At 45.3% G+C, this 25,576-nt stretch carries 24 protein-coding genes; 12 read left to right on the forward strand and 12 right to left on the reverse strand.

Going from position 1 to position 25,576, the window contains the following annotated elements; all coding sequences use genetic code 11:
- Positions 1-156: 156 nt before the first annotated feature.
- Positions 157-378, reverse strand: a complete 222-nt coding sequence (rpmE, locus tag H3S83_RS00340; protein WP_075869314.1) for a 50S ribosomal protein L31 — start codon at positions 376-378, stop codon at positions 157-159.
- Between the two features lie 168 nt (positions 379-546).
- Between rpmE and H3S83_RS00345 the strand changes: the two genes are divergently transcribed.
- Together H3S83_RS00345 and H3S83_RS00350 are read left to right on the forward strand one after the other, a co-directional pair.
- On the forward strand, positions 547-2,340 hold the full coding sequence (locus tag H3S83_RS00345) for an ABC transporter transmembrane domain-containing protein (RefSeq protein ID WP_246741693.1): 1,794 nt from the start codon (positions 547-549) through the stop codon (positions 2,338-2,340).
- A gap of 48 nt (positions 2,341-2,388) precedes the next feature.
- Positions 2,389-3,711, forward strand: a complete 1,323-nt coding sequence (locus tag H3S83_RS00350; protein ID WP_198238600.1) for an FAD-binding oxidoreductase — start codon at positions 2,389-2,391, stop codon at positions 3,709-3,711.
- A gap of 113 nt (positions 3,712-3,824) precedes the next feature.
- On the opposite strand, the gene H3S83_RS00355 is transcribed toward H3S83_RS00350, so the two are convergent.
- The 4 genes from H3S83_RS00355 to H3S83_RS00370 all read right to left on the reverse strand — a co-directional run bounded on the left by H3S83_RS00355 (position 3,825) and on the right by H3S83_RS00370 (position 6,961).
- Positions 3,825-4,616 carry an inositol monophosphatase family protein gene (locus H3S83_RS00355; RefSeq protein WP_077973022.1) on the reverse strand — a complete coding sequence of 264 codons (792 nt, stop codon included), beginning with the start codon at positions 4,614-4,616 and terminating at the stop codon, positions 3,825-3,827.
- A gap of 11 nt (positions 4,617-4,627) precedes the next feature.
- On the reverse strand, positions 4,628-5,191 hold the full coding sequence (gene efp, locus H3S83_RS00360) for an elongation factor P (protein ID WP_077973024.1): 564 nt from the start codon (positions 5,189-5,191) through the stop codon (positions 4,628-4,630).
- Positions 5,192-5,321: 130 nt separating this feature from the next.
- On the reverse strand, positions 5,322-6,305 hold the full coding sequence (locus H3S83_RS00365) for a tetratricopeptide repeat protein (RefSeq protein WP_198238601.1): 984 nt from the start codon (positions 6,303-6,305) through the stop codon (positions 5,322-5,324).
- Positions 6,302-6,961 (reverse strand): thiamine phosphate synthase, encoded by a 660-nt coding sequence (locus H3S83_RS00370; RefSeq protein ID WP_198238602.1) that lies wholly within the window; start codon positions 6,959-6,961, stop codon positions 6,302-6,304. Before H3S83_RS00370 ends, H3S83_RS00365 begins: the two co-directional genes overlap by 4 nt.
- Positions 6,962-7,176: 215 nt before the next feature.
- Here H3S83_RS00370 and H3S83_RS00375 point away from each other — a divergent pair, with 215 nt between their 5' ends.
- From H3S83_RS00375 to H3S83_RS00405, 7 genes are all read left to right on the forward strand, one after another.
- Positions 7,177-8,388 carry an OpgC family protein gene (locus tag H3S83_RS00375; protein WP_370541354.1) on the forward strand — a complete coding sequence of 404 codons (1,212 nt, stop codon included), beginning with the start codon at positions 7,177-7,179 and terminating at the stop codon, positions 8,386-8,388.
- A 344-nt stretch (positions 8,389-8,732) separates the two neighbouring features.
- The gene (locus tag H3S83_RS00380; protein WP_188317792.1) at positions 8,733-9,221 is read left to right on the forward strand and encodes a DUF1465 family protein; all 489 of its coding nucleotides are present in this window, start codon (positions 8,733-8,735) and stop codon (positions 9,219-9,221) included.
- Between the two features lie 75 nt (positions 9,222-9,296).
- The gene (gene ruvC, locus H3S83_RS00385) at positions 9,297-9,806 is read left to right on the forward strand and encodes a crossover junction endodeoxyribonuclease RuvC (RefSeq protein ID WP_198238604.1); all 510 of its coding nucleotides are present in this window, start codon (positions 9,297-9,299) and stop codon (positions 9,804-9,806) included.
- Positions 9,803-10,417 (forward strand): Holliday junction branch migration protein RuvA, encoded by a 615-nt coding sequence (gene ruvA, locus H3S83_RS00390; protein WP_077973028.1) that lies wholly within the window; start codon positions 9,803-9,805, stop codon positions 10,415-10,417. Before ruvC ends, ruvA begins: the two co-directional genes overlap by 4 nt.
- A 9-nt stretch (positions 10,418-10,426) precedes the next feature.
- Positions 10,427-11,470 carry a Holliday junction branch migration DNA helicase RuvB gene (ruvB, locus tag H3S83_RS00395; RefSeq protein ID WP_077973029.1) on the forward strand — a complete coding sequence of 348 codons (1,044 nt, stop codon included), beginning with the start codon at positions 10,427-10,429 and terminating at the stop codon, positions 11,468-11,470.
- Complete coding sequence (locus H3S83_RS00400; RefSeq protein ID WP_198238605.1) at positions 11,463-11,918, forward strand: YbgC/FadM family acyl-CoA thioesterase; 456 nt, start codon at positions 11,463-11,465, stop codon at positions 11,916-11,918. The genes ruvB and H3S83_RS00400 overlap by 8 nt, the downstream gene beginning before the upstream one ends.
- A 207-nt stretch (positions 11,919-12,125) precedes the next feature.
- Entirely contained in the window at positions 12,126-12,866 is a 741-nt protein-coding gene (locus tag H3S83_RS00405; protein ID WP_198238356.1) for a transporter substrate-binding domain-containing protein, read from the forward strand.
- Positions 12,867-14,302: 1,436 nt separating this feature from the next.
- Here H3S83_RS00405 and H3S83_RS00410 read toward each other — a convergent pair.
- The 5 genes from H3S83_RS00410 to tkt form a co-directional block, all read right to left on the reverse strand.
- Entirely contained in the window at positions 14,303-15,403 is a 1,101-nt protein-coding gene (locus H3S83_RS00410) for a porin (RefSeq protein ID WP_246741694.1), read from the reverse strand.
- Between the two features lie 313 nt (positions 15,404-15,716).
- The gene (locus H3S83_RS00415) at positions 15,717-16,745 is read right to left on the reverse strand and encodes a class I fructose-bisphosphate aldolase (protein WP_078040147.1); all 1,029 of its coding nucleotides are present in this window, start codon (positions 16,743-16,745) and stop codon (positions 15,717-15,719) included.
- Positions 16,746-16,877: 132 nt separating this feature from the next.
- Entirely contained in the window at positions 16,878-18,068 is a 1,191-nt protein-coding gene (pgk, locus tag H3S83_RS00420; protein ID WP_198238606.1) for a phosphoglycerate kinase, read from the reverse strand.
- A gap of 144 nt (positions 18,069-18,212) precedes the next feature.
- Entirely contained in the window at positions 18,213-19,220 is a 1,008-nt protein-coding gene (gene gap, locus H3S83_RS00425) for a type I glyceraldehyde-3-phosphate dehydrogenase (protein WP_077973035.1), read from the reverse strand.
- Between the two features lie 33 nt (positions 19,221-19,253).
- On the reverse strand, positions 19,254-21,233 hold the full coding sequence (gene tkt / locus H3S83_RS00430; protein ID WP_077973036.1) for a transketolase: 1,980 nt from the start codon (positions 21,231-21,233) through the stop codon (positions 19,254-19,256).
- Between the two features lie 224 nt (positions 21,234-21,457).
- Between tkt and H3S83_RS00435 the strand changes: the two genes are divergently transcribed.
- The gene (locus H3S83_RS00435; protein ID WP_077973037.1) at positions 21,458-21,733 is read left to right on the forward strand and encodes a DUF4164 domain-containing protein; all 276 of its coding nucleotides are present in this window, start codon (positions 21,458-21,460) and stop codon (positions 21,731-21,733) included.
- Between the two features lie 12 nt (positions 21,734-21,745).
- Positions 21,746-22,108, forward strand: coding sequence for a cell division protein ZapA (locus H3S83_RS00440; RefSeq protein WP_078040149.1), 363 nt, complete (start codon positions 21,746-21,748; stop codon positions 22,106-22,108).
- Positions 22,109-22,632: 524 nt separating this feature from the next.
- Here the strand turns inward: H3S83_RS00440 and pyk are convergent.
- Positions 22,633-24,069, reverse strand: a complete 1,437-nt coding sequence (gene pyk / locus H3S83_RS00445; protein WP_077973039.1) for a pyruvate kinase — start codon at positions 24,067-24,069, stop codon at positions 22,633-22,635.
- Positions 24,066-24,533: a DUF1036 domain-containing protein gene (locus H3S83_RS00450; protein WP_198238354.1), complete on the reverse strand. Its 468-nt coding sequence runs from the start codon at positions 24,531-24,533 to the stop codon at positions 24,066-24,068. Before H3S83_RS00450 ends, pyk begins: the two co-directional genes overlap by 4 nt.
- A 133-nt stretch (positions 24,534-24,666) precedes the next feature.
- On the opposite strand from H3S83_RS00450, the gene H3S83_RS00455 reads away from it, so the two are divergent.
- Positions 24,667-25,461, forward strand: coding sequence for an N-formylglutamate amidohydrolase (locus H3S83_RS00455; protein WP_198238607.1), 795 nt, complete (start codon positions 24,667-24,669; stop codon positions 25,459-25,461).
- Positions 25,462-25,576: the final 115 nt, after the last annotated feature.

Below are 25,576 nucleotides of genomic sequence, written 5' to 3' on the forward strand. Positions count from 1 at the left end.
TCGTGCTTTTATCTTCTTCTCTACCATTTGAACAAAAGCTTTCGGCTAAGGTTCAAGACGGGCAGTTGGAAAATTGTCACTATCCCGATAACTGCGATGTTTTAAAAAATAAAAAACCCGCCGGATTGGCGGGTTTTAAAGGGAAATAGAAACTGATTAAAGGCCGAGATTGCCAAAACGGTTTTTGAACTTGGAAACACGACCACCACGATCAACGAGGGTCTGTGAACCACCAGTCCAAGCCGGATGTGTTCTCGGATCAATATCAAGATTCATAGTATCACCCTCTTTGCCCCATGTGGAGCGGGTGAAATACTCGGTGCCATCTGTCATCACAACCTTGATGGTGTGGTAATCGGGATGAATATCAGCTTTCATGACGCAAACTTCCTGCTTCTAACGGTAACGAACGGTTACATGGTGTATTTTCATGATGCCATCCGTTCATCAATTTGATAAACAAAGCCCGGGTGTGGCCGGACTTTGATAAAAATCTGGTGTTGCCTATACAACAGCACGAACGATAGCACAAGGGCACAATAGAATATGGATAAGAAGAACAGCATGGAAAATGGCGAAAAAAGACTATCTGCCCCGAAAAAACATAGCTTGCGTCCCTTATCAGCACTGCAACCTTATGTATTCCGTTATAAAAAACTTGCCTTTTCGGCTGCTGTTTCTTTGATTGTTGCAGCCCTTGTTATGTTGGCGCTTCCTATTGCAATCCGCCGTATGCTCGATCATGGCTTTAGTTTAAGCAACGGCACCATGATCAATTCCTATTTTGCGGTGCTGTTTTTGCTTGCTGCAATTCTGGCTCTTGCTTCAGCCGGACGTTATTATTCGGTGATTACTTTGGGAGAACATGTGGTGGCGGATCTCCGGCGTGATGTTTTTTCCCATATTATCAGTCTGTCACCGGAATTTTTTGATAAATCCCGTTCCGGTGAAATTATCTCGCGCTTGTCTGCCGATACAACACAAGTAAAATCGGCAGTCGGTGCTACAGCTTCAGTTTTCTTGCGTAACATCATTATGGCCGTCGGCGCCATTATCATGATGATTGTGACCAGTCCGAAACTGTCGGCAATGGTGCTTGTGGCAATTCCCATTGTTGTTATTCCGCTCATTGTTTTCGGACGCAAAGTGCGCAAAAGAACCCGCCTCGCACAAGACCGTCTTGCCGATGCGACAGCACTTGCTTCCGAACAGGTGAGCGCTATCCGCACCATTCAGGCTTTTACGGCGGAACAAAATGTCAATAAACGGTTTTCCCAATTGATCGAACGGGCTTTCCAATCGGCACGTGGATCGATTTTATCGCGTGCGTTTTTAACCGCTTTTGCTATTTTCCTTGTCTTTGGCAGCGTTGTAGCGGTGTTATGGATTGGCTCGAACGATGTCTTGAATAAAACCATGACAGCCGGAACATTGGGGCAATTCGTTCTTTATGCGGTTTTCGGTGCTAGCGCATTCGGCCAATTATCGGAAGTTGGCGCCGAGCTTGCACAGGCAACAGGCGCGGCCGAAAGACTTGCCGAACTGCTTGTTGAAAAAACGACCATTACTGTTCCCGCCACTCCGTTGAAACTGCCTGAACCGGCACGGGGTGCAATCAACTTCAATCATGTCGATTTTGCCTATCCGACCAGAAAATCACAACCTGTCTTGCACAATTTGACATTTTCGATCAAAGCCGGAGAGACGGTTGCCTTTGTCGGCCCCTCCGGCGGCGGCAAAAGTACAATTTTTTCATTGATCTTGCGCTTTTATGATCCCGATAGCGGCAATCTTACTTTCGATGGTACGGAAATTTCCAGAGTCAAGCTTGAGGATTTACGCTCGCGTATTGCCTATGTACCGCAGGATGTCGCCATTTTTGATGGAACTTTGCGGGAAAATATCGCCTTTGGTAATCCTTTGGCCGACAATAAAGCTATTGAAGAAGCGGCCGAGGCTGCCCATGCGCTCGACTTCATTCATAATTTGAAAGACGGTTTTGAAACTGAGGTTGGCGAGCGCGGCATTACCCTTTCAGGCGGACAGAAGCAACGTATAGCCATTGCACGTGCAATTTTGCGCAATGCGCCGCTTCTTTTGCTTGACGAAGCAACATCCGCACTCGACGCAGAAAACGAGATGCTTGTACAAAGAGCGCTTGAAGGATTAATGAAAAATCGCACAACACTGGTTATCGCCCACCGTTTGGCAACAGTTTTGAAAGCCGACAGAATTGTTGTTCTCGATAAAGGTGCTATTGTCGAAGAAGGTACACATGACGAACTGGTTGCTCAAAACGGCCTTTATGCGCGTTTGGCAAAACTACAATTCTCGCATTAACGACAATACGGCAAAAGAAAATACAGGGATTAGAAAACAGGCCATATTATGGTTCAAATTCGCGTGGAGCCCAAAATTGATGGCGTTTCGGGTTGGTTTGCCACATCGCCCGATCACGACGAGACGATTGGCAAAAGCTTTGAAGAAAATAAAGACTTTGATTTTGTGATTATCGGAGCGGGCTTTATCGGCCTTTCATTGGCTCATCGGCTCTCCGAACGGCAACCGGATGCCAAGATAGCCGTTATTGATGCACTTAAAGTTGGCGAAGGCACTTCGGGGCGGAATGCCGGCTTTATCATTGATGTTCCGCACAATGTGGATGGCGGCAAAACAACTCCCGATCATGACCGGCACCTTTATGCATTGAATAAATTTGCCATAAAGCGCTTGCGTGATTTTAAAGACCATTATGCTATTTCCTGTGATTGGCAGGAGAGCGGTAAATATATGGCCGCCCACGAAACAAGAAACCTCGGCAATCTTGACCATTTTGCCCAACAACTGAAAAATGACGGGTTTGATTATCAGGATATTGCCGGAGACGATTTAGCAAAACGATTGGGAACTACCTATTATCAACGGGCAATCTATACAAAGGGCAATGTTCTTGTTAACCCTGCCGCACTTATCCGTGGTATTGCAAAAGCCTTGCCACCATCTGTCAGCCTTTTTGAACAAACACCTGTTACAGAAATCACTTATGGTTCCAAGCATGTGATTAGAACCGTCCGCGGGCGTATTACGGCAAAATTTATCTTCGAGGCAGGCAATATTTTCAACAGTGAATTCGGCTATGAAAAGCACCGCCTTGCGCCTGTTTACACTTATGCCAGCCTGACAAAACCGCTCGAGGCTGATGATTTGGAAAAGTATTTTTCCAATGTAAAACCTTGGGGCATTACCTCGGCTCATCCGGCAGGCACAACAGTGCGCTATACCCCCGACCACCGCATCTTTATTCGTAATGTGTTGCGTTTTGCCCCGACATTGACAACTTCCAAAGATGATCTCGATTATGCCTTGGCCCATCACAGGCGTTCGTTCGAAAACCGTTTTCCCGAGCTTTCCCATATCCCGTTCGAATTCACCTGGGGCGGAATGATTGCCGTTACGCTCAACCAGAATTATGTTTTCCATAAACCTGCCGAAAACATCATGGTTTTGAATGGCTGTAACGGCGTTGGCGTAGCAAAAGGCACATATCTCGGTGTTTGCGCGGCCGATTTTATTTCAGGTGATGATAATGAAGAAATCCGCTTCATTCGCGAGAACAGCCATCCGAGCTTTATTATTCCCGATCCTATCCGTTCGCTTGTTGCCCGATACAGGTTAAGAAAGGAACAGGCTGCGGCTGGCGGTGATTTATGAAGTGAGAACATCTCAAGCGAAACAAGTATGTGCAGGATTTAACTCAAAAAAATTCCCGCTTTCAAAAAAGCGGGAATGGAATTTGATAGAAATTTTTGACCAGAGCTTAGCCATCAAATCGGTTTTTTGATCGTCTTCATCAATGCTTTATGAATAAGCTCGTTTCCGGCAACAATATTCTTTTTCCCGAAGATATTCTGCCCGCCATCCTTGTCACTGACAAAACCGCCAGCTTCCCGAACCATCAAAAGGCCAGCCGCCATATCCCATGGCTGTAGATTATCTTCCCAAAAACCGTCAAGACGACCGGCTGCAACATAGGCAAGATCGACCGCAGCCGCACCCATGCGCCGGATGCCTGCCACTTCGGCCATCACATTGCGCAGTTCAACAAGATATTCGCCATGATGACCACGACCAAGATGGGGAATACCTGTGCCGATAACGCAATCTTCAAGCTTGCGACGATTGGCAACCCGCATGCGCCTGTCATTTAAAAACACGCCACCACCGCGCTCGGCAGTAAAGAGTTCATCCATTGCGGGATTATAAATCACACCGGCAACAATCTGGCCCTGACGCTCCAATGCAATCGAAACGCCGAAAAAAGGTATGCCGTGAAGGAAATTGGTTGTCCCGTCGAGCGGGTCGACAATAAAACGATGTTGGGTGTCGCTACCGTTGATCTCGCCCGATTCTTCCATGAGAAAACAATAATCCGGACGCGCTTTTAAAAGCTCTGTCCGGACAATATCTTCTGCGCGTCGATCGGCCTGGCTGACATAATCGGCCGGACCTTTCAAAGACACCTGAAGATTTTGTACCTCGCCATAGTCACGGGCAAGCGACCGCCCCGCTTTCATTGCCGCTTGTACCATGACATTCATTATCGCTGAACGCGCCATCAAACCAATCCTTAATCTGCACGACGCAGATAAATAAGCTCGTTTGTATCGACAACCACTTTCTCGCCTGAAGAAATAAACGGCGGCACAAGAATGCGGATGCCATTTTCGAGAACCGCCGGCTTATAGGAAGAAGCAGCAGTTTGCCCCTTAACAACCGGATCGGCTTCGGTAATCGTCAATGTGACCTGATCTGGCAAATCAATGCCGATCGGCTTTTCTTCATAAAGTTCAACCGTGACCTTCATGCCATCCTGAAGGAAAGCAGCACGCTCGCCAACAAAATCTTTCTGCAATTCAAGTTGCTCGAAAGTTTCCGAATCCATGAAAACAAGTGCGTCACCCTGCTCGTAAAGGAACGTATAGTCCTTCTGTTCAAGTCTTACTTTTTCAACAGTTTCAGCTGCACGGAAACGTTCATTCAATTTGGTTCCATCAAGCAGGTTTTTCAATTCGACCTGATTGAATGCACCACCTTTTCCCGGTTTGACTGCATTGCATTTGACTGCAACCCAGAGGCTGCCATTATGTTCAATCACATTACCCGGGCGGATTTCATTACCATTGATCTTCATCTTTTTTATCCGACATTAGATTATTGTGGAATAAGGACATTTGAAAATGTTCTTGATTAATCTGTTCAAGACCATAAAAAAAGTCTTTAAGCAAGGGGCGCGGCTTCAAATTTAAGGACATGCTTGAACTTTAAAGTGTCGGCATAAGCTGTTCTGCTTTTTGGCGGGCTGTTGCCAATTGCTCATCTGACATGCCTTCCAACATATTTTCGAGATCGGGGGCTTCCATTTTAGCCTGTTTGGCTACCATATACCAAGCGGCGGCTTTTACAATATCCCCCTCGGTTCCGATACCATCGCGATAAAGCCTCGCAAGATTGATCTGGGCCGGAGCAATCATCTTGCTTGCATCCATTAACAGCAAATTGAATGCTGCTTCATAATCCCGCGGACCACCGCGCCCTTCAACCATCCATTTGGCCAAAGTAATTTGCGCCGGAACATGGTCTTTTGCAGAAGCTGCCTCCAGCAATTTGCGTGCATTATTGTCATCACGCGGACGTTTTGGCGTACCACGTGCCAATATCTGGCTTGCGGCAAATGCCGAATCCGGATTGCCCCGTGCAGCCCCCTTCAAAAAATAGCTGAGACTGGTCTCCAAAGCGTCATCGCTATCGGATTTGCTCAATAATAATTGGCCGTAATAAAAATAGGCTTCAGGGACACCGGCATCCACGGCTTTTTTTATATATTCCTCGCCTAATGACGGGTCTTTGGGAACATAGGTTCCATTGAAAACCAACAGCCCGTAACGCAATTCCGCTTGCGGGTCGCCCTGCTTGGCAGCGCGGCCAAACCATAGAGCTGCCCGTGCCCCGTCAATTGCAACGGCATAGCCTTCCATATACATACGCCCCAACAGCGTTTGAGCTGTCGCATCCCCTTCTTCGCCTCTTTTCAAGGCTTCCAGAAATGCGGTTTTATAATTTCCTGCCATATAATTATCATAGGCACTGTCATATTGACCGGCTTTTAAATTATTTTCTCCCGTTTGTTGCGGTGTTACAGGCTTTGCACCTTTATCCGAACGGGCGTCCTCGGCATTGCCCCATGAACTACCGGCGAAGAGCATCACAAAAAACGCACCCAATAGTTTGCTTGTGAATGTTTTCATTCAGCAAGCTCCCCGTCGAGAACGTCGCACTCTTCAATCAACTGCATAATTTGACGCACTGATTGTTGCGGGTTTTCGTGACTAAAAATAATGTCTTCAACAGCAATAAACTCGGCTTTCGTTGCAATCACGTCGCCAAATGTCGCAATGTCGGAACCCGCCTGAACAATTGCCGGAATTTCCATAACTTCAGCCCACCACGATGAAAGTGCAATATTGCGCGGGTGAGGAGCCGGTTTTTTATCGGCTCCAAGTTTACCGAACATCAAATAGTCCGGCTCACATTCGCCGCTCAACATAGAGCTGTGTTTGTCGCGCAAATTGCCGAAGCCGATAATCATTGAATCATGACGGCGTTCAAGCAATGTGTGGAGGTCTTCAATCGTGCCTTCAAGATGAATTCCATCTGCGTGAATACGACCGGCAATGCGGCTATCATTGGAAACAAGAAAAGCTATAGATTTTGCCTCGGTTGCATTTACGAGCAATTCGGCCTGTTGCTGTAGAAATGTCGTATCATTTTGCGAATCATAGACAATGAGGCTAGCAAAATCACCTTTATCGAGAACATCCATCAACAGATCGGCCTTTATGTTGCGACGCATGTCAAGTGTCATCACAAGTCTTTGGCGTAGGTGATTTATCTCTTTACTCATGGCATTATCATTTAGGTCTATAAAAAGGACGAATTAGGGCGAATCTATCATTTCCACACTAATCATTTCTTACAATGATTTCACCTTGGAAAGAAATGTGATTATGCATTGTCATATTTCGACTTCAAATTGCCGGCAAATCAGATAATGACGCATTGAACAAATTTTATTTGATCGGCCGTTTGGTCAACAGGGATTAGAATTCTATGAAGCAAATGACAATGTCTAAAAGGGACACCCGAATTGATGTGTTTCGCGCATTGGCATTGCTGACCATTTTCATAAACCATGTTCCCGGCACTATTTACGAATGGCTTACCCACAAGCATTTCGGCTTTTCCGATTCGGCAGAGGCTTTTGTTCTTATTTCCGGAATAGCTGTCGGCTTGGCCTATGGCAGCAAATTTTTCGGACAAAACCGGTTGCTCATTTCTTTAAAACTTTTACGCCGCTCGGCTACTCTTTATTCAGCCCACATACTGACAACATTGATGAGTCTGGCAATTTTTGTCGCCGCAGCATTATTTTTTCAACGACCGGAATTTTTGCATCTCAACAATATACAGCCTTTGTTAAAGGACCCTGCATCATCGTTGCTTGGTCTCGTCACACTTGGTCACCAGCTCGGCTACAACAATATATTGTCGCTTTACCTTGTTCTGGTTCTGGCGACACCTTTTATACTTTACCTTGCGATAAAATCGCTCAAGCTTCTGCTCGCCCTGTCCTTTATAATATATCTCGTAGCAGGGTTTTATGGCATTGCACCGCATAACTTCCCGACCAAGGGTGTATGGTTTCTCAATCCGCTTTCATGGCAATTTTTGTTTGTTATCGGCTGTGCAACAACAATTTATATCAAAAAGGGTGGTAAACTTCCTCGCCATCCTCTTCTGGTGATTGTCGCAGCAAGCTATCTCGTCATCTCGTGTCTGTGGGTGCGTCTTGGCTGGTGGTGGATAAATCCGACAATGGGACTTCCCGCAACTCTTGCCGGTTTTAACAAGACTTTTCTTTCTCTGCCGCGTCTTCTCCATATTCTGGCGTTGGCCTATCTCATTGCCACAATCACACCGCTAAACAAATTGGCTACGGTCAGAAGCAATCATCCCCTTGCCATACTGGGTAAACACAGTCTTGCTGTCTTTGTCGCCGGTACGATTCTAGCCATGGCAAGTCAGGTTCTTAAAATAGTAAATCCCGGTGGGCTTTATTACGACACATTGCTTTTGACCACAGGAATCGTCATACAATTTGCCGTAGCCTATTATTTCGAATGGATAAAAATCGCTACAAAAGAACTTGCAACGAAAGGACTCACAACCACGGGGCAAACCTACTATGTGGCGCGCAGCTCCCAAGTGATGGGACAACAGGAAAAGCTCTCATCAACGAAACTTGCTGATAAACATTGGCAAAAAGCATGAAATCAGGGCCAATTGACCTCGTCAAAGCTCGTTGCAGAAACGATTTCCAAGTCTCTTGTTCAATAGAAAAACCGCAATGATAAAAATCCGGTTGAAACAAAAGCCGGTTGAACCAAAAAATTGTCCGGCCAAACCGATATAAGGCACTATAGACTCAACGCTTTGAAGCCGTTAACCTTGCATTAAGGATTTCATTGCGAAAAGATCCAAAAAAGTGCAGTTTTTGTTTCTGCAAAATCTTGATGGAACAATTACCGAAAAGATTTCTGTCTTTCGAATTGTTGAAATCGGGAAAAAGAGTTGGAGTAAAACGGTTGCATCCGCAAGGTTTTCATAACGACAATATGATTGTCATGTTTGAACATGGTGCATTCGACAATGCATTTTCGCGTCTTTATGACGAAGGAATGTCATTGATCGAAAAAACCGCCGCCTATATTGATGGTGATGGAAAAATTGCTTCGCGAAACCTTTCGGGAGAAGCTTCTTCACTTTATGCAGCCGAAGCTATGCGTATGAGTACACGGCTTATGCAAGTTGCTTCATGGCTATTGTTATTTCGCGCAGCACGCGAAAAAGAAATGACGAAAGACCAAATTGCCCAGGAAAAAGCAAAAGTCTGTCTTAACACTCCTTCATTGATCGACGAAAATCCGAATTGGAAAGAGCTGCCCGAAGAATTCAAACATCTTGTCGAACTTTCGTTGCGGATAGAAGAACGCGTCCGCCATATGGATCGTGATGTTGAAAGCGCCTTGAACCATGATGAAAACGGGTTGAACCCTGTCAACAAACAAATCAATATGATCAAAGCAGCCTTTCAGCATAATTAACTTGCTGTTCATTTTGTTTCCCTTTTGTTCACAATCTGCTACAAAACAGAGCATAAAAGCTTTATGCTCCGGATTATGGCTGAAGCGATTCGTATTATAGGTATCGATCCCGGTTTAAGACGTACTGGATATGGCATCATAGACGTTCTGGGAAATAATCTGAAATTTGTTACATCCGGTACAATACGTTCGGATGATAAATTAAGTCTGGCTTCAAGGCTGTCTACGCTTTACGACGGCCTTTCTAAGATCATCCATTCTTTTATGCCGGAGGAAGCAGCTGTCGAGCAAACTTTTGTCAATAAGGACGCAACAGCCACATTGAAGCTCGGACAAGCGCGCGGCATCGCATTATTGGCACCCGCACAGGCCGGTTTGCCGGTTGCCGAATATGCACCTAATTCCATCAAAAAAGCTGTCATTGGCGTCGGACATGGCGAAAAACAACAAATTCATATGATGGTGAAAGTTTTGATGCCACGGGCCAGTTTTGATTCAAGCGATGCGGCTGATGCTTTGGCCATTGCTATTTGTCACGCCCATAACCGCAATAGTCTGGAAAACCGTTTGAGAGCTTTGGTATGATAGGAAAACTGAAAGGCATTATTGACGAAATCAATGTTGATCACCTAATCGTCGATGTTCATGGCGTTGGCTATATTGTCTTTGCAAGCCCGCGTGTTCTGGGAAGCCTTCCGGGCATTGGTGAAGCTGTAACGCTCTTCATTGAAACACAAGTGCGAGAAGACGCTATAAAGCTTTTCGGCTTTACCACAAAGGCCGAAAAACAATGGTTCGCGCTGTTGCAGACCGTGCAAGGTGTTGGCGCAAAAGTGGCTCTTGCACTGGTCGGTACATTGTCCCCTTCCGAAATTGGCAATGCCATTGCCTTGAAAGATATTGCGATGGTTTGCCGCGCACCCGGAATTGGTAAAAAAGTAGCCGAACGCATTGTGACAGAATTGAAAAACAAAGTTCCCGAGTTTGCCGGTAATGACAACAATTTGGCCCTGAAACAGGACCTCGGCGAAGGAGCCACATCGCAGGCCATATCGGACGCCGTTTCGGCATTGGAAAATTTGGGTTATTCGCGCGATCAGGCGGCCAATGCTATTGCCAGTGCATTGCGTGAAGCGGGTAATGACGCAGATTCGGCAAAGCTGATACGGCTTGGTCTAAAAGAAATTTCAAGGTAAAATGTTTTCATGGAAAATAATGAACGCCTGATCTCTGCCAATAAACGTGATGAAGATGGTGACGTTTCTCTGCGTCCCCAATGTCTTGATGATTTTGTCGGTCAGGAAGCTCAAAGAGCAAATCTGAAGGTTTTCATCGAAGCTGCAAAAAATCGTAATGAAGCTTTGGATCACGTTTTGTTTGTCGGTCCTCCCGGGCTCGGCAAAACAACGCTTGCGCAAATTCTCGCAAAAGAGCTCGGTGTCAATTTTCATTCCACTTCCGGACCTGTCATCGCCAAAGCGGGTGATCTTGCCGCGCTTTTGACAAATCTTGAGGAGCGCGATGTTCTTTTCATTGATGAAATTCATCGTTTAAGTCCGGCGGTTGAAGAAATCCTCTATCCGGCTATGGAAGATTTCCAGCTTGACCTGATTATTGGCGAAGGTCCTGCTGCACGTTCCGTCAAAATCGATCTTTCAAAATTTACCCTTGTTGCAGCAACAACAAGACTTGGCTTGCTGACCACCCCTTTGCGTGATCGTTTCGGTATTCCGATAAGACTGAATTTTTATACCGTTGACGAGCTTGAGCATATCGTCAAACGCAATGCCCATATTCTCAATATGCCTATTGCCGAAGACGGCGCGCGGGAAATTGCACGTCGTGCACGTGGTACACCGCGTATTGCCGGCCGGCTTTTGCGCCGGGTCAGAGATTTTGCCTCCGTTTCCGGGGCTACAACAATTAACCGCGATATTGCCAATGAGGCATTGTTGCGTTTGGAAGTTGACCAACTTGGACTTGACCAGCTTGATCGACGCTATCTTGGTATGATTGCCGAAAATTTCGGCGGTGGACCTGTAGGGATCGAGACGATTGCAGCCGGTTTGTCAGAGCCGCGTGATGCGATTGAAGATATTATAGAGCCTTATCTCATCCAACAAGGGTTTATACAAAGAACCCCCAGAGGTCGGGTTATGACTGCAAAAGCCTGGACCCATATGGGGTTAAATCCACCGAAAGCGGTTGATCAGGCCCAATTTAATATGTTTGGCGGTTCAGATGATTGAAAATGTTCCTTTTTGCGGCGAATTTATTGGTAATGTGCACCATCTTTTCGCCCGAGTTTATTATGCTGATACCGATTTTACCGGCGTCGTCTACCATGCCCGTTATCTGGAATTTTTTGAACGCGGAAGATCGGAATTTATAAGATTGAGCATGGCTCAACACCAACAACCGCACGACACCGAAGAAAACGAAAAATTAGGTTGGGTTGTCCATAAATTAACCGTCAACTACCATAAATCTGCCCGGTTTGACGATATACTTGATATACGAACGAAGATAACAAAAGTGACAGGCGCACGAATTGTCATGGCGCAGGAAATTATTTGCAACGACTTATTACTTGTCTCGGCAGATGTTCAACTGGCTTTGGTCAATTCCGAAGGCCGGCCTAGAAGGCTGCCCGATCAATTCATCACGAGCTGGGAAAATGCGCTCTCACAAAAATAAATAGCCTGATTTAACGAATTTTAAGGAAGAAATGGTAAATTTTTACTATTTATGAATAAAAGCTCATGTAAATATTTTTATCTTAGAGAATTTTTTATTGGTCATTAATTTTGGAATAGCCATATCTGTAACGGCGGGGGTTTGGCTGACAAGAAAGGATGCGATTATCGGACGTGATTTCAAGTTCGTTAATAAAGGGGGTGGGTAATGATTTTTAAATTTATTTGTAAAGCCATCATCGTGGTGGTGGCTTTAGGTTTTGTGCACGTTACGAATGCACAAGAAGTGAAATTTGCGACTGATAATTCCAATATTCCTTTCAGTTATATGGAAAATGGCAAGCTCGTTGGCTTCGATGTAGAATTGTGGGATGCCATCGCAAAAGAAATGGGTGTTAAATATACCACGACACCGATGGATTTTTCGACGGTTATTTCGGACGTGCATATCGGCCAGATCGATGTTGCTATGGCCGGTCTGATTATTACCCGCACACGCTCCAATGTGGTCGATTTTTCCAAACCATATTATGAAGGTGGGCTTGTATTATTGGTTCGCAGTGACAGCACTATAAAATCCGTTGATGATCTCAAAGGCAAAACAGTTGCGATAAAAAACGGTACAAGTGCTTTTCCCTATGCAATTGAACACTTACCGAATACCCAGCGTCGCCTCTTTCCGGAAATCGATGCAGCATTTAACGACCTCGTTAATGGCGGAGTAGATGCTGTGTTGTTTGATGCTCCGGTTGTTATGCATTATGCAGCAACTGAAGGCAAAGATAAGGTAAAAGTCGTGGGAGGCGTATTGGAGCAACAGACCTATGGTGCAGCCTTCCCGCAAGGTAGCGAGTGGCTTAATCGCTACAACCTTGCACTCAAACATCTGCAAGATAATGGAACATATGCAGCAATCTACAAGAAATGGTTTGGTGTCAACCCGAGCTAAAGTTTCGATTTTGTATTAGAAATTCAGCACAGCTTTTGAGATTTCTTTTGCTTTTCCCTTTTACCGCTGCTTGATCGGCAAAATTGCCCGAGTTCGAGAGTGCGCTTCCTCCAATAATCGGGCAAGGTTGAAAAATATTGAACTATATTCGATGACCACTATCCGAGGGGTGGGTCCTCTCATTTCACTTGGTTCATGAATGTTTGTACATTTATGATTGATATTTTCCTTATCGACACCATAAGACTTAAGGTCTTGTCTTTGTTTCAAGACAATCCTCTTTCATAAAACTATAAAAGAAAAATTGATTGTATATCCTTAGTCGTATTTCGGAATCCGGAATCTGTAATATTTCTGGCTTTCTTATTGTCTTTTTTATAACGCTTCAACATTCGTAAATTTACTCTGCACAATCGCAATTAGGACAACCAATTCTTTAAAATTTTATGCGCCTATATTGGAGCGGCCCCGCGAGAGTCGATATTCTATATTTTTTATATTGACGACAATGAAGGGTTATTTGAAAGCCCCGTTACAAGTAGATATAGGGTTAATGCCCATGGAAAGACAACGTTCTTTCAAATCTTCGAACGCAACGGGCAAGGTTCTATGAAATTTGTTCCTCCGCGACTAAAAGCTTCGTTACAAAACATTTTACTTAGCATTATAGTGCGGCAGAAGAGACATATTTAGTAGAAAATCCGTTGGGCAGCATGGATATAAAGGACCGGCTGATTTTGGATATGAGTTTGCGTTGATCGCAGCAAAACAGAACTTGCAAAGAATGATTTCATATCAATAATATCCGAATTCTACTAGAATTGACGAATTTCTGAATTGTAAAATTCAAGACATAAGCGCTTGAAAGGCATTCATTTTCTTATAAGAAATATTAATGTCTCTTCTTACAAAAAATTCTGTCAATAAAAATAATTATTTATAATATATTTTAATACACGCTTTAACATAATTCACATAGTGCCAATCAATTCGGATAAACATTATTTAAAAATTTAACTGTTTAATTTTTATTTTATTGATACTGACCGGTTGCGTTATGAAATTTCAGAGAGCGTTAGAATTTTTGGATAGCAATATATTTTGAAATTGAAAAATCTAAACTCAATATTGTTTTGAACAAATGATGCTGCATATTTTCGGCTGAACCATTTTTCGCTAGTTTTCCCATCTATAAATTCTATCAGTCGTATTATTTCCGCGAACTCGAAAAAATATCCAACCCGAACTGGTTCGAGTGAAAGGGTCAGTCATATTTATTCATGGTTTGATTATCACGATAAAAATGGATTTTCTCTCCTCCCCCTCGCAATTTGCGGAATTTAGCCAGTCCGGAAGTTTGGTTCCGAATGAATGGAGCGAAAGATACCCAATAAAAAAGCCCCAAAAGGGGCTTTTAATGAGTTACGCCAAATATCTTAGAAATCGCGTTGGATACGAATGGCACCGCCTATAGCATCCTGATCATACAAATCGGAATGGACATCGTTCCATTTACGATAGTTGACTTCCGGCATAACAGTAAGACCGGGAAGCATTTCATAAGCAACATTGACAGCCGTGTAGGTGTTGCCTACGCCTTCATAAGTCAACTGCAAGTTACCAGTTGTTTTCGGTGTGAATTTATAAGAGGCGCCGAGCCAGCCAACCCATTTTCCGCCCCATGTACCGTAGAAACTGTCGACAGCACGGATACCGCGACGACCATCACGGATGAGAGTGTCCTCGTCATCAATATCTTCATAATATTTGTCTTTGAGGTCTTTATAAGCCCCCATGACCCAGACATTGAATGCATCGGTAATTTTCAGATTGACTTTTGCCTTGCCAATCCAGGCTTCATTGACAGCATCATAGGCACCGGCACCTGTAATTGATCCCCAACCTTGTTCAAATTTCAAACCGGCAACAACATCGGGAGTATAATCTTCTATCGTTCCGTTGAAGTCGGTATCTTCGTTACCGCCTTGTTCGATTGAAACCAATGCCGTCAAACCATTGCTGAATGCATATTGGTACTGGATCATATTGGTACGATAGGCACCGCCCAGGACAACATCGTCATTGATGAAGTCTCCATAGTAATCGAAAAATGTATTCAATGCCGATTCATCAACACCGATATGCAAACCACCGAGTTCGATATAACCGAAACGCAATTGGGACGAAGAGGAATCCGTTCCATCATCAAAATCGGAACGTAACTCGATATGTGTTTTCAGGGTTCCAAGTTCGGTTTCGGAAGCTGTAGCAACGAGCAAATGGGCACGGACTTCATCGCGCCAGGTTTTCATATTACGTTCGTCACGCGAACGGGCATAAACATCGTCACCACCCTTCGCCTGTGCATAAATAAAACCACCCAGTTTCAGACATGTATCTGTGCCGGGAATATAGAAATATCCCTCGCCATAAGCATCACAGACGCGCACATATTCAACCGGCTCGGCTTCCGGCAAGGCGACATCAGCTGCCTTTGCCGCTGTTGTTTGAATTGCGATAACCGCGGAAGTTACCATGAATGCTTGAAATAATTTTTTCATCATTGCCCCGAAAAGTTACTGATCGATTATCTCGACAGCATTAGGTGTGAACTGCTTGACATGGACATCTGAATTCCCTCGCCCGTCATGTCCATGCAAATTGAAACGAGCACATATAAGCTCTGAAGCATCTATACAAACTTGAAGAATTTATTCAAGTTTTTAATGGCCTTTTTATTTCTAAGTTGTTTTTAAGAGATAATCTGTAACAAATATGATACACTTTTATAATAAAAGCCCGAAACAGGTGCTTCGGGCTTTTTGAAAATTTTATAATTCCAATTCCAAATCAGGCGGCTTGTTCGTCCTTTTTGGTCCATTTGCCAAGTGCTGCAAGATAGTTCATCTTTGCACGGTGGGCAAAAGCCTTTTGTCCGGCTGCAACATTCTGCTTTTTACCGCCCCATGCCGCGATAGCAGCAGCTTGAAGAGCACGTCCGTAAGAGAATGTTACCTTCCACGGCAGGTTGCCGATTGCGTTGATTGCCGAAAGATGAGCTGTTGCTTCTTCGTCCGACTGGCCACCGGAAAGGAATGCGATACCGGGAACAGTTGCCGGAACAGTTGATTTCAAAACACGAACGGTTTTTTCAGCGACCTCCTCGACAGAAGCCTTGCGGGCATTTTTACCGTCAATAACCATATTCGGCTTTAAAACCATGCCTTCCAATTTGACGCGGGCAGAAAAAAGCTCGTCAAAAACGGTTCTCAACACATGTTCGGTTACTTCATAGCAACGATCAATCGAGTGATTTCCGGGTTTGCCATCCATGAGAATTTCCGGTTCAACGATCGGAACAATCTGTGCTTCCTGACAAAGTGCAGCGTAACGTGCCAAGGCTTGAGCATTTTGCCTTACAGCACCCCATGTCGGGAATTTATTGCTATCAATAGCAATAACACCGCGCCATTTGGCAAAACGGGCACCCAGTTCGTAATATTCTTTCAAGCGTCCCCGTAAACCATCAAGCCCTTCTGTAATCGTTTCATCCGGAAAACCAGCGAGCGGCTTTGCCCCTTCGTCGACCTTGATACCGGGTATCGAACCGGCCTGTCTGATAATGTCGGTCAACATGCGACCATCCGAGGCTTTTTGACGAATTGTTTCATCAAAAAGAATGACACCGGAAATGTATTTTTCCATAGCTTCTTTGGTCGTGAACAACATCTCACGATAGTCGCGACGGTTTTCTTCGGTCGATTCAAGATGGATCGTATCAAACCGCTTTTTTATGGTGCTTGTGCTTTCATCAGCAGCAAGCAGACCTTTTCCTCCTGCCGTCATAGCAATTGCAATATCCTCAAGACGTTCACTCATTGGGGTGGCTCCTCTTTTTTAATAGCCAGACAATAACAATTTGTATCCAAAGTGAAACGGACAAACCCCCGTTCCAATCATTTCAATATGCAAGCGGGGAAATCTGAAAAGAATTTTCCCCACTTCATTATTTTATTTCTCCAAGGCGACAATACCAGGCAATGGTTTGCCTTCCATCCATTCGAGAAATGCTCCGCCCGCTGTTGAAATATAGGTAAAATCGGCAGCAACACCGGCATGATGAAGCGCCGAAACCGTATCACCACCACCAGCAATGGAGGTGAGCTTTTTCTGTTTTGTGCGGGCAGCAACACGTTTGGCAACAGCAACTGTACCTGCATCAAAGGGATGCAATTCAAAAGCGCCAAGCGGTCCGTTCCAGACCAGCGTTGCAGCGTCATCTATGGCCGCGTTGATACGTTCGACAGAATTTTCACCAATATCGAGAATCATACCATCGGCGGGAATTGAATCGATACCATAACGATGGTTAGGCGAATTTGCTTCAAAACTTTCGGCAACAATAGCGTCAACCGGCAAAATAATTGAACAATTTTCGGTCTTTGCCTTGGTCAAAATAGCACGGGCAGTCTCTCCGAGTTCATGCTCGCATAACGACTTTCCGACACTTAAACCTCTCGCCGCCAGAAATGTATTGGCCATGCCGCCGCCGATAATAAGTGCATCGACCTTTTCAATCAGATTGTTCAAAAGATCAATCTTCGTCGAAACTTTGGCACCACCAACGATGGCTACCACCGGATGAGCCGGATGACCGAGCCCTTTTTCCAGTGCCTCGAGTTCCATCTGCATGGAGCGGCCGGCATAGGCTGGCAAAACATGGGCAAGCCCTTCCGTCGAAGCATGGGCACGGTGAGCGGCGGAAAACGCATCATTCACATAAATATCGCCATTTTCAGCCAATGCTTTGGCAAATGCCGGATCGTTCTTTTCTTCGCCTTCGTGGAAGCGTGTATTTTCCAAAAGAACGATATCCCCGTCTTGCAGGGCATCGACAGCGGCTTTTGCTTTTTCGCCAATGCAGTCCTCGGCAAAAGCAACTGTTTTCCCTAAAACTTTTTCGACTGTCGGGACAATTTGCTTTAATGAAAATTCGGCAACAACTTTGCCTTTCGGACGCCCGAAATGGGCAAGCAAAATAACTTTTGCACCTTTTCTGCTCAGTTCGGTGATGGTTGGTTTAACCCGCTCGATGCGAGTGGCATCCGTTACTTTTCCGTCAGCGACTGGCACATTGAGATCAACGCGCAGAAGCACGCGCTTCGATTTTACATCAACATCATCAAGGGTGCGAAAAGCCATATTTTTCTCCAGATTTTCAAGGAACGGGCTTTTATTTCAATGTGGCCCATTCAAGTCCGTTTTATTGAAAGTCTTTGGACAAACAACTCAACAAGACCTTCATTTTTAATAAGAAAATGGGGGCTGATGCCCCCATTATTATTGTCAGATCGTCTTTGCAAATGCGACAGCAACATCAGCCATACGGTTGGAGAAGCCCCATTCATTGTCGTACCAGGAAAGAATACGAACGAATGTTCCATCCATAACGCGTGTTTGCTCGGTATGGAAAATAGAAGAATGTGGATCATGGTTGAAATCGTGGCTGACGAGTTTTTCATCGGTATAGCCGAGGATACCCTTCAAAGGACCATTTGCAGCTTTACGGATTTCTTCATTGATTTCTTCCGGTGTAACCGAACGCTTTGCAATAAAGGTAAAGTCGACAACCGAAACATTCGGAGTCGGAACACGGATAGCAACGCCATCAAGCTTGCCTGCAAGTTCCGGCAAAACCAGACCAACAGCCTTGGCAGCACCGGTAGATGTCGGAATCATCGACAAAGCTGCAGCGCGTGCACGGTAGAGATCTTTATGCAATTTATCCAAAGTCGGTTGATCGCCTGTATAAGAGTGAATAGTTGTCATGAAGCCTTTTTCAATGCCGACAGTTTTGTTGAGGACATGGGCAACCGGAGCAAGGCAGTTGGTTGTGCAGGATCCGTTCGAAATGACTTTGTGCTCTTTTGTGAGCTTGTCATGATTAACGCCATAGACAACTGTCAGGTCAGCGCCTTTTGACGGTGCGGAAACGATAACGCGCTTGGCTCCTGCATCAAGATGGGCAGCAGCTTTTTCACGGGCGGTAAAAATGCCGGTGCATTCCAAAGCAATATCAATGCCGAGTTCTTTCCACGGCAATTGTTCCGGATCACGTGCAGCCGTAACCTTGATCGGCCCGCGGCCAGCGTCAATGGTATCACCCGATACCTTTACTTCATGAGGGAAACGTCCATGGACCGAATCATAGCGCAACAGATGGGCATTTGTTTCAACCGGCCCCAAATCGTTAACTGCAACAATGTCAATATCTTTGCGACCGCTTTCAATGATTGCACGCACAACATTGCGTCCAATACGTCCAAATCCGTTGATTGCTACACGTACTGCCATATTATCTCTCCCTTTAATTGAGATATTTGAATATTAAAGCTTTGCTTCCGCCGCTGCAACGACGGCTTCGGGGGTTATCCCGAAATGTTTGTAAAGTGCGTCGATAGGACCACTCGCACCAAAACTATGCATTCCTATAAATACACCATCTCGACCAATAAAACGATCCCATCCTTGGCGAATTGCTGCTTCAATAGCAATTTTCACAGGCGCTGTACCTATCAAAGCCGTTTGATAGGACTCTACTTGGTGCTCGAAAAGTTCAAAACAAGGGACCGACACAACTCTTGTAGGAATTCCTTTGTTTTCAAGTTCGTTGCGTGCCTTCACCGCTATTTCAACTTCCGAACCGGATGCAAAAATCGTAACTTTTGCTTCATCACTCGCCGTCATCAATTCATAAGCACCCAAGGCACAAAGATTGTCTTCGTCATAGTTTTTGCGCAAAGTGGGCAAACCTTGACGGGTCAATGCCAAAGTCGAAGGCGTTGTTTTTGATTTCAATGCCAATTGCCAACATTCGGCGGTCTCGACCACATCGGCCGGACGGAAAACAAGATGATTGGGAATTGCCCGCAAACTTGCCAGATGTTCAACCGGTTGATGGGTGGGGCCATCTTCACCAAGGCCGATGGAATCATGTGTCATCACATAGATGACACGAATACCCATCAATGATGAAAGCCGCATTGCCGGACGGGCATAATCGGAAAAGCACAAGAAAGTTCCCGAATAGGGAATGATACCACCATAAAGTGACAAGCCGTTCATAATCGCAGCCATGGCATGTTCGCGAATACCATAATGAATATAACGACCGGAAAAATCTTCCGGTGTAATATCATTGGTCTGGCTTGTTTTGGTGTTATTGGAGCCTGTCAAATCGGCCGATCCACCGATTGTTTCGTCAACTGCCCCATTGATAACTTCAAGTGCCATCTGCGAGGCAACACGCGTCGCAACTTTCGGCTGGTCAGCAGCAAGTTTCTTTTTGTAGTCATTAATGACGCTATCGAAATTGCCGGGCAGGTCACCACGCATTAAACGTTCGAATTCGGCACGTTTTTGTGGATCAAGAGCTTCAAGCTTTTTATCCCATTCCTGACGCTTTTTTGCAGCATTGAGACCGGCAAGCCGCCAGTTGTCGAGAATCTCGGCAGGAATAACGAAAGGCTCGCTTTCCCAGCCCAGCGATTTACGTGTCTCGGCAACTTCTTCCTTGCCGAGCGGCGACCCATGAGCCTTATTGGTTCCCGCTTTGTGCGGAGAGCCGAAACCGATTGTTGTCCGGCACGAAATCAATGTCGGTTTGTCAGAGGTTTTGGCTTTTTCGATTGCTTTGGCGATTGCATCCTGATCGTGCCCGTCAACCTTGATTGTATTCCACTGACAAGCTTCAAAACGTGCACACTGGTCGGTATTATCCGAAATCGTAATCGCACCATCAATCGATATCTGGTTATTGTCCCAGAAGACAATAAGCTTGTTGAGCTTCATGTGTCCGGCAAAAGCAATGGCTTCTTGCGAGATACCTTCCATCAGACAGCCATCACCGGCAAGCACGTAAGTATAATGATCGATGAGATCTCCCCAACGTGCATTCATGATGCGCTCGCCAAGTGCCATTCCAACGGCATTGGCTATGCCCTGACCCAACGGACCGGTTGTCGTTTCAATGCCATTGATATGACGATATTCCGGATGACCGGCAGTTTTTGCGCCAAGCTGACGGAAATTCTTTATCTCGTCTATCGTAACGTCTTCATATCCGGAAAGATACATGACTGAATAAAGCAACATGGAACCGTGTCCAGCCGAGAGAACAAAACGGTCCCGATTAGGCCAATTCGGCTTTTTCGGATCGTGGGCTAAAAATTTTGTATAAAGCACTGTCGCAATGTCGGCGGCACCCATCGGAAGACCAGGATGCCCCGAATTTGCTTTCTCGATTGCATCGATGGAAAGAAAACGGATAGCATTGGCCATCTGGTTCTGCTTGTCATTATTTTTCATGAAAATTGGCTACTCTTTGATCGCTAGTAAATTCGGTCTAATGCTTCTTTTGACAAATATCACTTAAACCGTGTGAGTCAATAAAATCCCACTGTCACCAGCTTTGATACGGTGGATTTCTTGCCACAAGCCGAGAAGACATTTAAGAATAGTAAAACTCGGATAAAATTTGTCGGAATGATTCGTTTTTGGATTTATCTTTTACACAAAGGATCTGGAACTCGATGCCACAAGATACATCAATTCTCGATCAAGCGATCAATCGTCTGGAAAACGCTCTTAAGACGCTTGAAAATGCCGTTGTCAATGACAATAAAGATACATATGACACCAGTGAGCTCGAGGAAGAAATCCAGCGCATGAATGCAGATCGCAGCCGTCTGGCGCAAGCACTCGATACATCTGAATCGCGCGCTGAACGCCTTGAACAAGCCAATAAGGAAGTATCGCGCCGTCTTATTACCGCAATGGAAACGATACGAACAGTGGTTGACCGGTAAAGGGCAATAAATATGGCAACTGTATCAGTCACGATTGATGGAAAAACCTACCGCATGGCTTGCGATGAAGGCGAAGAAGACCATCTTGCCGGTCTTGCCCATCAGCTTGACCAATATATCAGCCATTTGAAATCGAATTTCGGCGAGATCGGAGATCATCGCCTTTCTGTTATGGCAGGCATAATGGTTATGGACGAGCTTGATGAAGCGCGTCGTCAGCTAAATAGCCTGAAACAGGAAAACGACATGTTGCGACAGGAAAATACACAGCTTACCGATGCCTGTGAACGCTACGAAACAGTCGCAGCCAAAGCAATTGATCGGGCGGCCAGTCATATTGATGCGCTTGCCCGTGAGCTTGTGAAAAACCAGTAAAAGAGATACGGCCGGATATATCTTGATGTCTTTCCCGTTGTCTCTAAATTGAAAAATTTTCCATAAAAGGGAAATAAAAACTGTTTATCAAAATATCAGGATTAAAAAAGTCCGCTTTGTTTAAAAAAAACCGTAAATAACGGTTATATAGATTAACGTGCACATAAATAATTAACGAGCACTTAAATAGTGTGTTTTGCAACACTCCGTAAGTCATTTCTATAGTCTGATATTACACTTATTCCGGATGGTTCTTTATCAGGAGCTTTTTTTGGGCTCCCTTTACCAGAATAGTTTTATATGCAACCGAAGCTTCAGTTGACGGCTTTTTGTGTAAGCCTAACCGACATCCTGTTCAAAAAAAATCTGAACCGCTTACTTTCAATGTTGGAAACTCTGCCCCTCGAAAACTCGTCCCCTCGTAAGCGAGGTGAAAGAGACCCTGAAAAATCATCAGCGAAAATAGATTTCGGCAGAACCCAAGGAATCCGGTTCTGCCGATGAATATCAGGATTTACCAATAATTATCTGCGTTTGCCATCTTGTTTGGCAACATAGGCAATGCGCAGCATATTGGTTGCACCCGGTGTTCCAAGCGGTACACCGGCGGTTACGATAATTCTGTCACCCGGGACGCTATAGCCTTCCCGCAGTGCAATGGCAGCGGCTCTTTCGACCATATCATCAAGATTGTGCGCATCTTCAGTGACAACACAATGAAGCCCCCAAACAAGAGCAAGACGCCGCGCCGTTTCGGTAATCGGTGAAAGAGCAATGATTGAAGGCATTGGCCGCTCGCGAGACGCACGAATACCTGTCGCACCGGAAGCCGTATAAGCGACAATGGCCGAAAGATTGAGCGTTTCAGCAATTTGCCTTGCGGCAAGCGAAATGGCATCGGCACCGGTTGGTTCGGGAGCCGGATGTTGCGCATCAATCATCGGTTCGTAATTGGAATCCCGTTCGATCTTGCAGGCAATTTTATCCATTGTGCGAACAGCTTCTTCCGGATAGGCACCGGCAGCCGATTCAGCCGAAAGCATGATAGCATCAGCCCCTTCATAAACGGCTGTTGCAACATCCGAGACTTCAGCACGGGTGGGAACCGGTGAGGTGATCATCGATTCAAGCATCTGGGTTGCAACCACAACCGGCTTACCAGCGCGCCGACAGAGTTTGATAATATCCATCTGGATACCGGGCACCGTTTCCAACGGCATTTCAACGCCAAGATCGCCACGCGCCACCATAACAGCGTCGGATAAATCGACAATCTCGTTAATTCTGCGAACAGCTTGCGGCTTTTCGATTTTTGAAAGAATGGCGACTTTGCCTTTGGCAATTTTACGAGCTTCGGCAATATCTTCAGGGCGCTGGATAAAGGAAAGTGCAATCCAGTCGATCGGCTGTTCAAGAACAGCAAGAAGATCTTTATGGTCTTTTTCCGTCATTGCACCGACACCGAGCAGCGTATCCGGCAGGCTCACGCCCTTGCGATCGGAAATGTGCGTTCCGGCAACGACCTTGCATTCAATAGCGGTATGTGTGCATTTCTGAGCCAAAAGCTCGAGTTTACCGTCATCAATCAACAAACGTTCGCCCGGCTTGACCGCGTCGAAAATTTCCTTGTGAGGCAAATAGACACGGGTATTGTCACCCGGAATATCTTTATTGTCGAGCGTGAAAGTTTGTCCGGCAACAAGATCAACCTTGCCGTTTGCAAATTCTCCCACACGTAATTTCGGTCCCTGCAAATCGGCAAGTATACCAATCGGGCGCCCTTGTTTTTTCTCGATGTGACGTATGATTTTAACCAAAGAGCGCATTGTGTCATGATCGGCATGACTCATATTGATGCGAAAAACGTCAACCCCCGCTAAAAAAAGCTTTTCGATCATTTTTTCGTCGGACGAAGCAGGTCCGAGCGTAGCAACAATCTTTACTTTACGGTTACGTTTCATTTTGTGGGAGCTCCTGTAACAAGCGGCGTATTTAACGCCGGATTATTGGACACGGGTTCTGTAAGCTGAACCATCCAGCTTGTTTGCGTACCCGTATCGATTTCTTGAAAACCGGCTTTCTGAAAGCCTCGTGCAAAGCAGTCGTTGACACCATTAATGGTAAATTCGGAATCTTTCACGCACATATTGATGGGGCCATCCCAACGCCCGTGATTTTTGGCGTCTTCCGCATGAAGATAATAAAAACGCGAGGATAAAGGCCCGTCAATAATCGTCTTGCAACGGGTTGGACCGACGACCCACCAACCTTCGGACATCCATCCGGCTTTTGCACGGTAGCCAATGGAAACGCCGATGGCTTCCTGAGTTGTGTTGCAAACACGGAAATCCGCACGAGCCGCACATGAAAGAGCGAGCAAGATCGCCACACCGAAGAGAATAATCCTGGTCTTTTTCAACAACATTTCTGGCACCTTCGGTTTTATTTTGTCCTGACCGCTATTCTTTTGCACTTCATTTGTGTTTTGTGTAGTTTCTTAAAATTTGTCAATGTCAGAGATTTTCAAAACAGCCATATTATAAAGTGATGATAAAAAAATGAAACAGAAAGAAAATTTCTATCCCTTTGAAGAAATTCCCGGCAATATGGAAGCGGGGCTCGTCCTCATCTGTGACCATGCAAGCAACGCTTTGCCTGATGAATATGGCTCGCTCGGACTTCAATCTTCCGAGCTTTTCCGTCACATCGCCTATGATATAGGTGCTGAAATGCTTACAAAAGAGCTTGCAAAACGCCTTGAAGTACCTGCGGTTGTCAGCCATTTCTCAAGACTTTTGATCGACCCCAACCGTGGAGAAGATGATCCGACATTGATTATGCAATTGTCTGACGGTTCGGTTATTCCCGATAATTATCCGATGAGCGAAACCGAAAGACAACGCCGAATCGAAAACTATTATAAACCCTACGATCTGGCTGTCGGGCGGTTAATCGCCGGTGTCGAAGAGGCAAGTGGCAAAAATCCATTTGTGGTTTCAGTACATTCTTTTACACCCGTCTGGCATGGTCAAGCACGTCCTTGGCATATTGGTCTTTTATGGGACAATGACAGACGTGCTTTCGACCCGTTATTTACCGGTTTGAACGAAATTGCCGGGCTTGAAGTTGGCGATAACGAACCCTATGACGGTGCCTTGAAAGGCGATACAATGTACCGTCATTGTACAAAAAAGGGTATTGCCCACATCCTTATTGAAGTCCGACAGGATTTGATAGCAAACGAAGAGGGTGTGATCAAATGGGCAGATTATCTGCAACCGCTATTTCATAAAATAAACGGAATGCCGATGATTCACATGAAACAGATTTTCCCGTCACGTGCCGACTGGTAACTTCCAGAACTGGGCACTTGGCTAAAATATCGGGGGTAAAAATTAAACCCGCCATCTTGACTCCGAGGGCAGGACTCGGACATCAACAGGAAACTGAACGATCGACTTAACGACT

The organism is Bartonella sp. W8122, assembly GCF_016102485.1.
Lineage (GTDB): Bacteria > Pseudomonadota > Alphaproteobacteria > Rhizobiales > Rhizobiaceae > Bartonella > Bartonella apihabitans.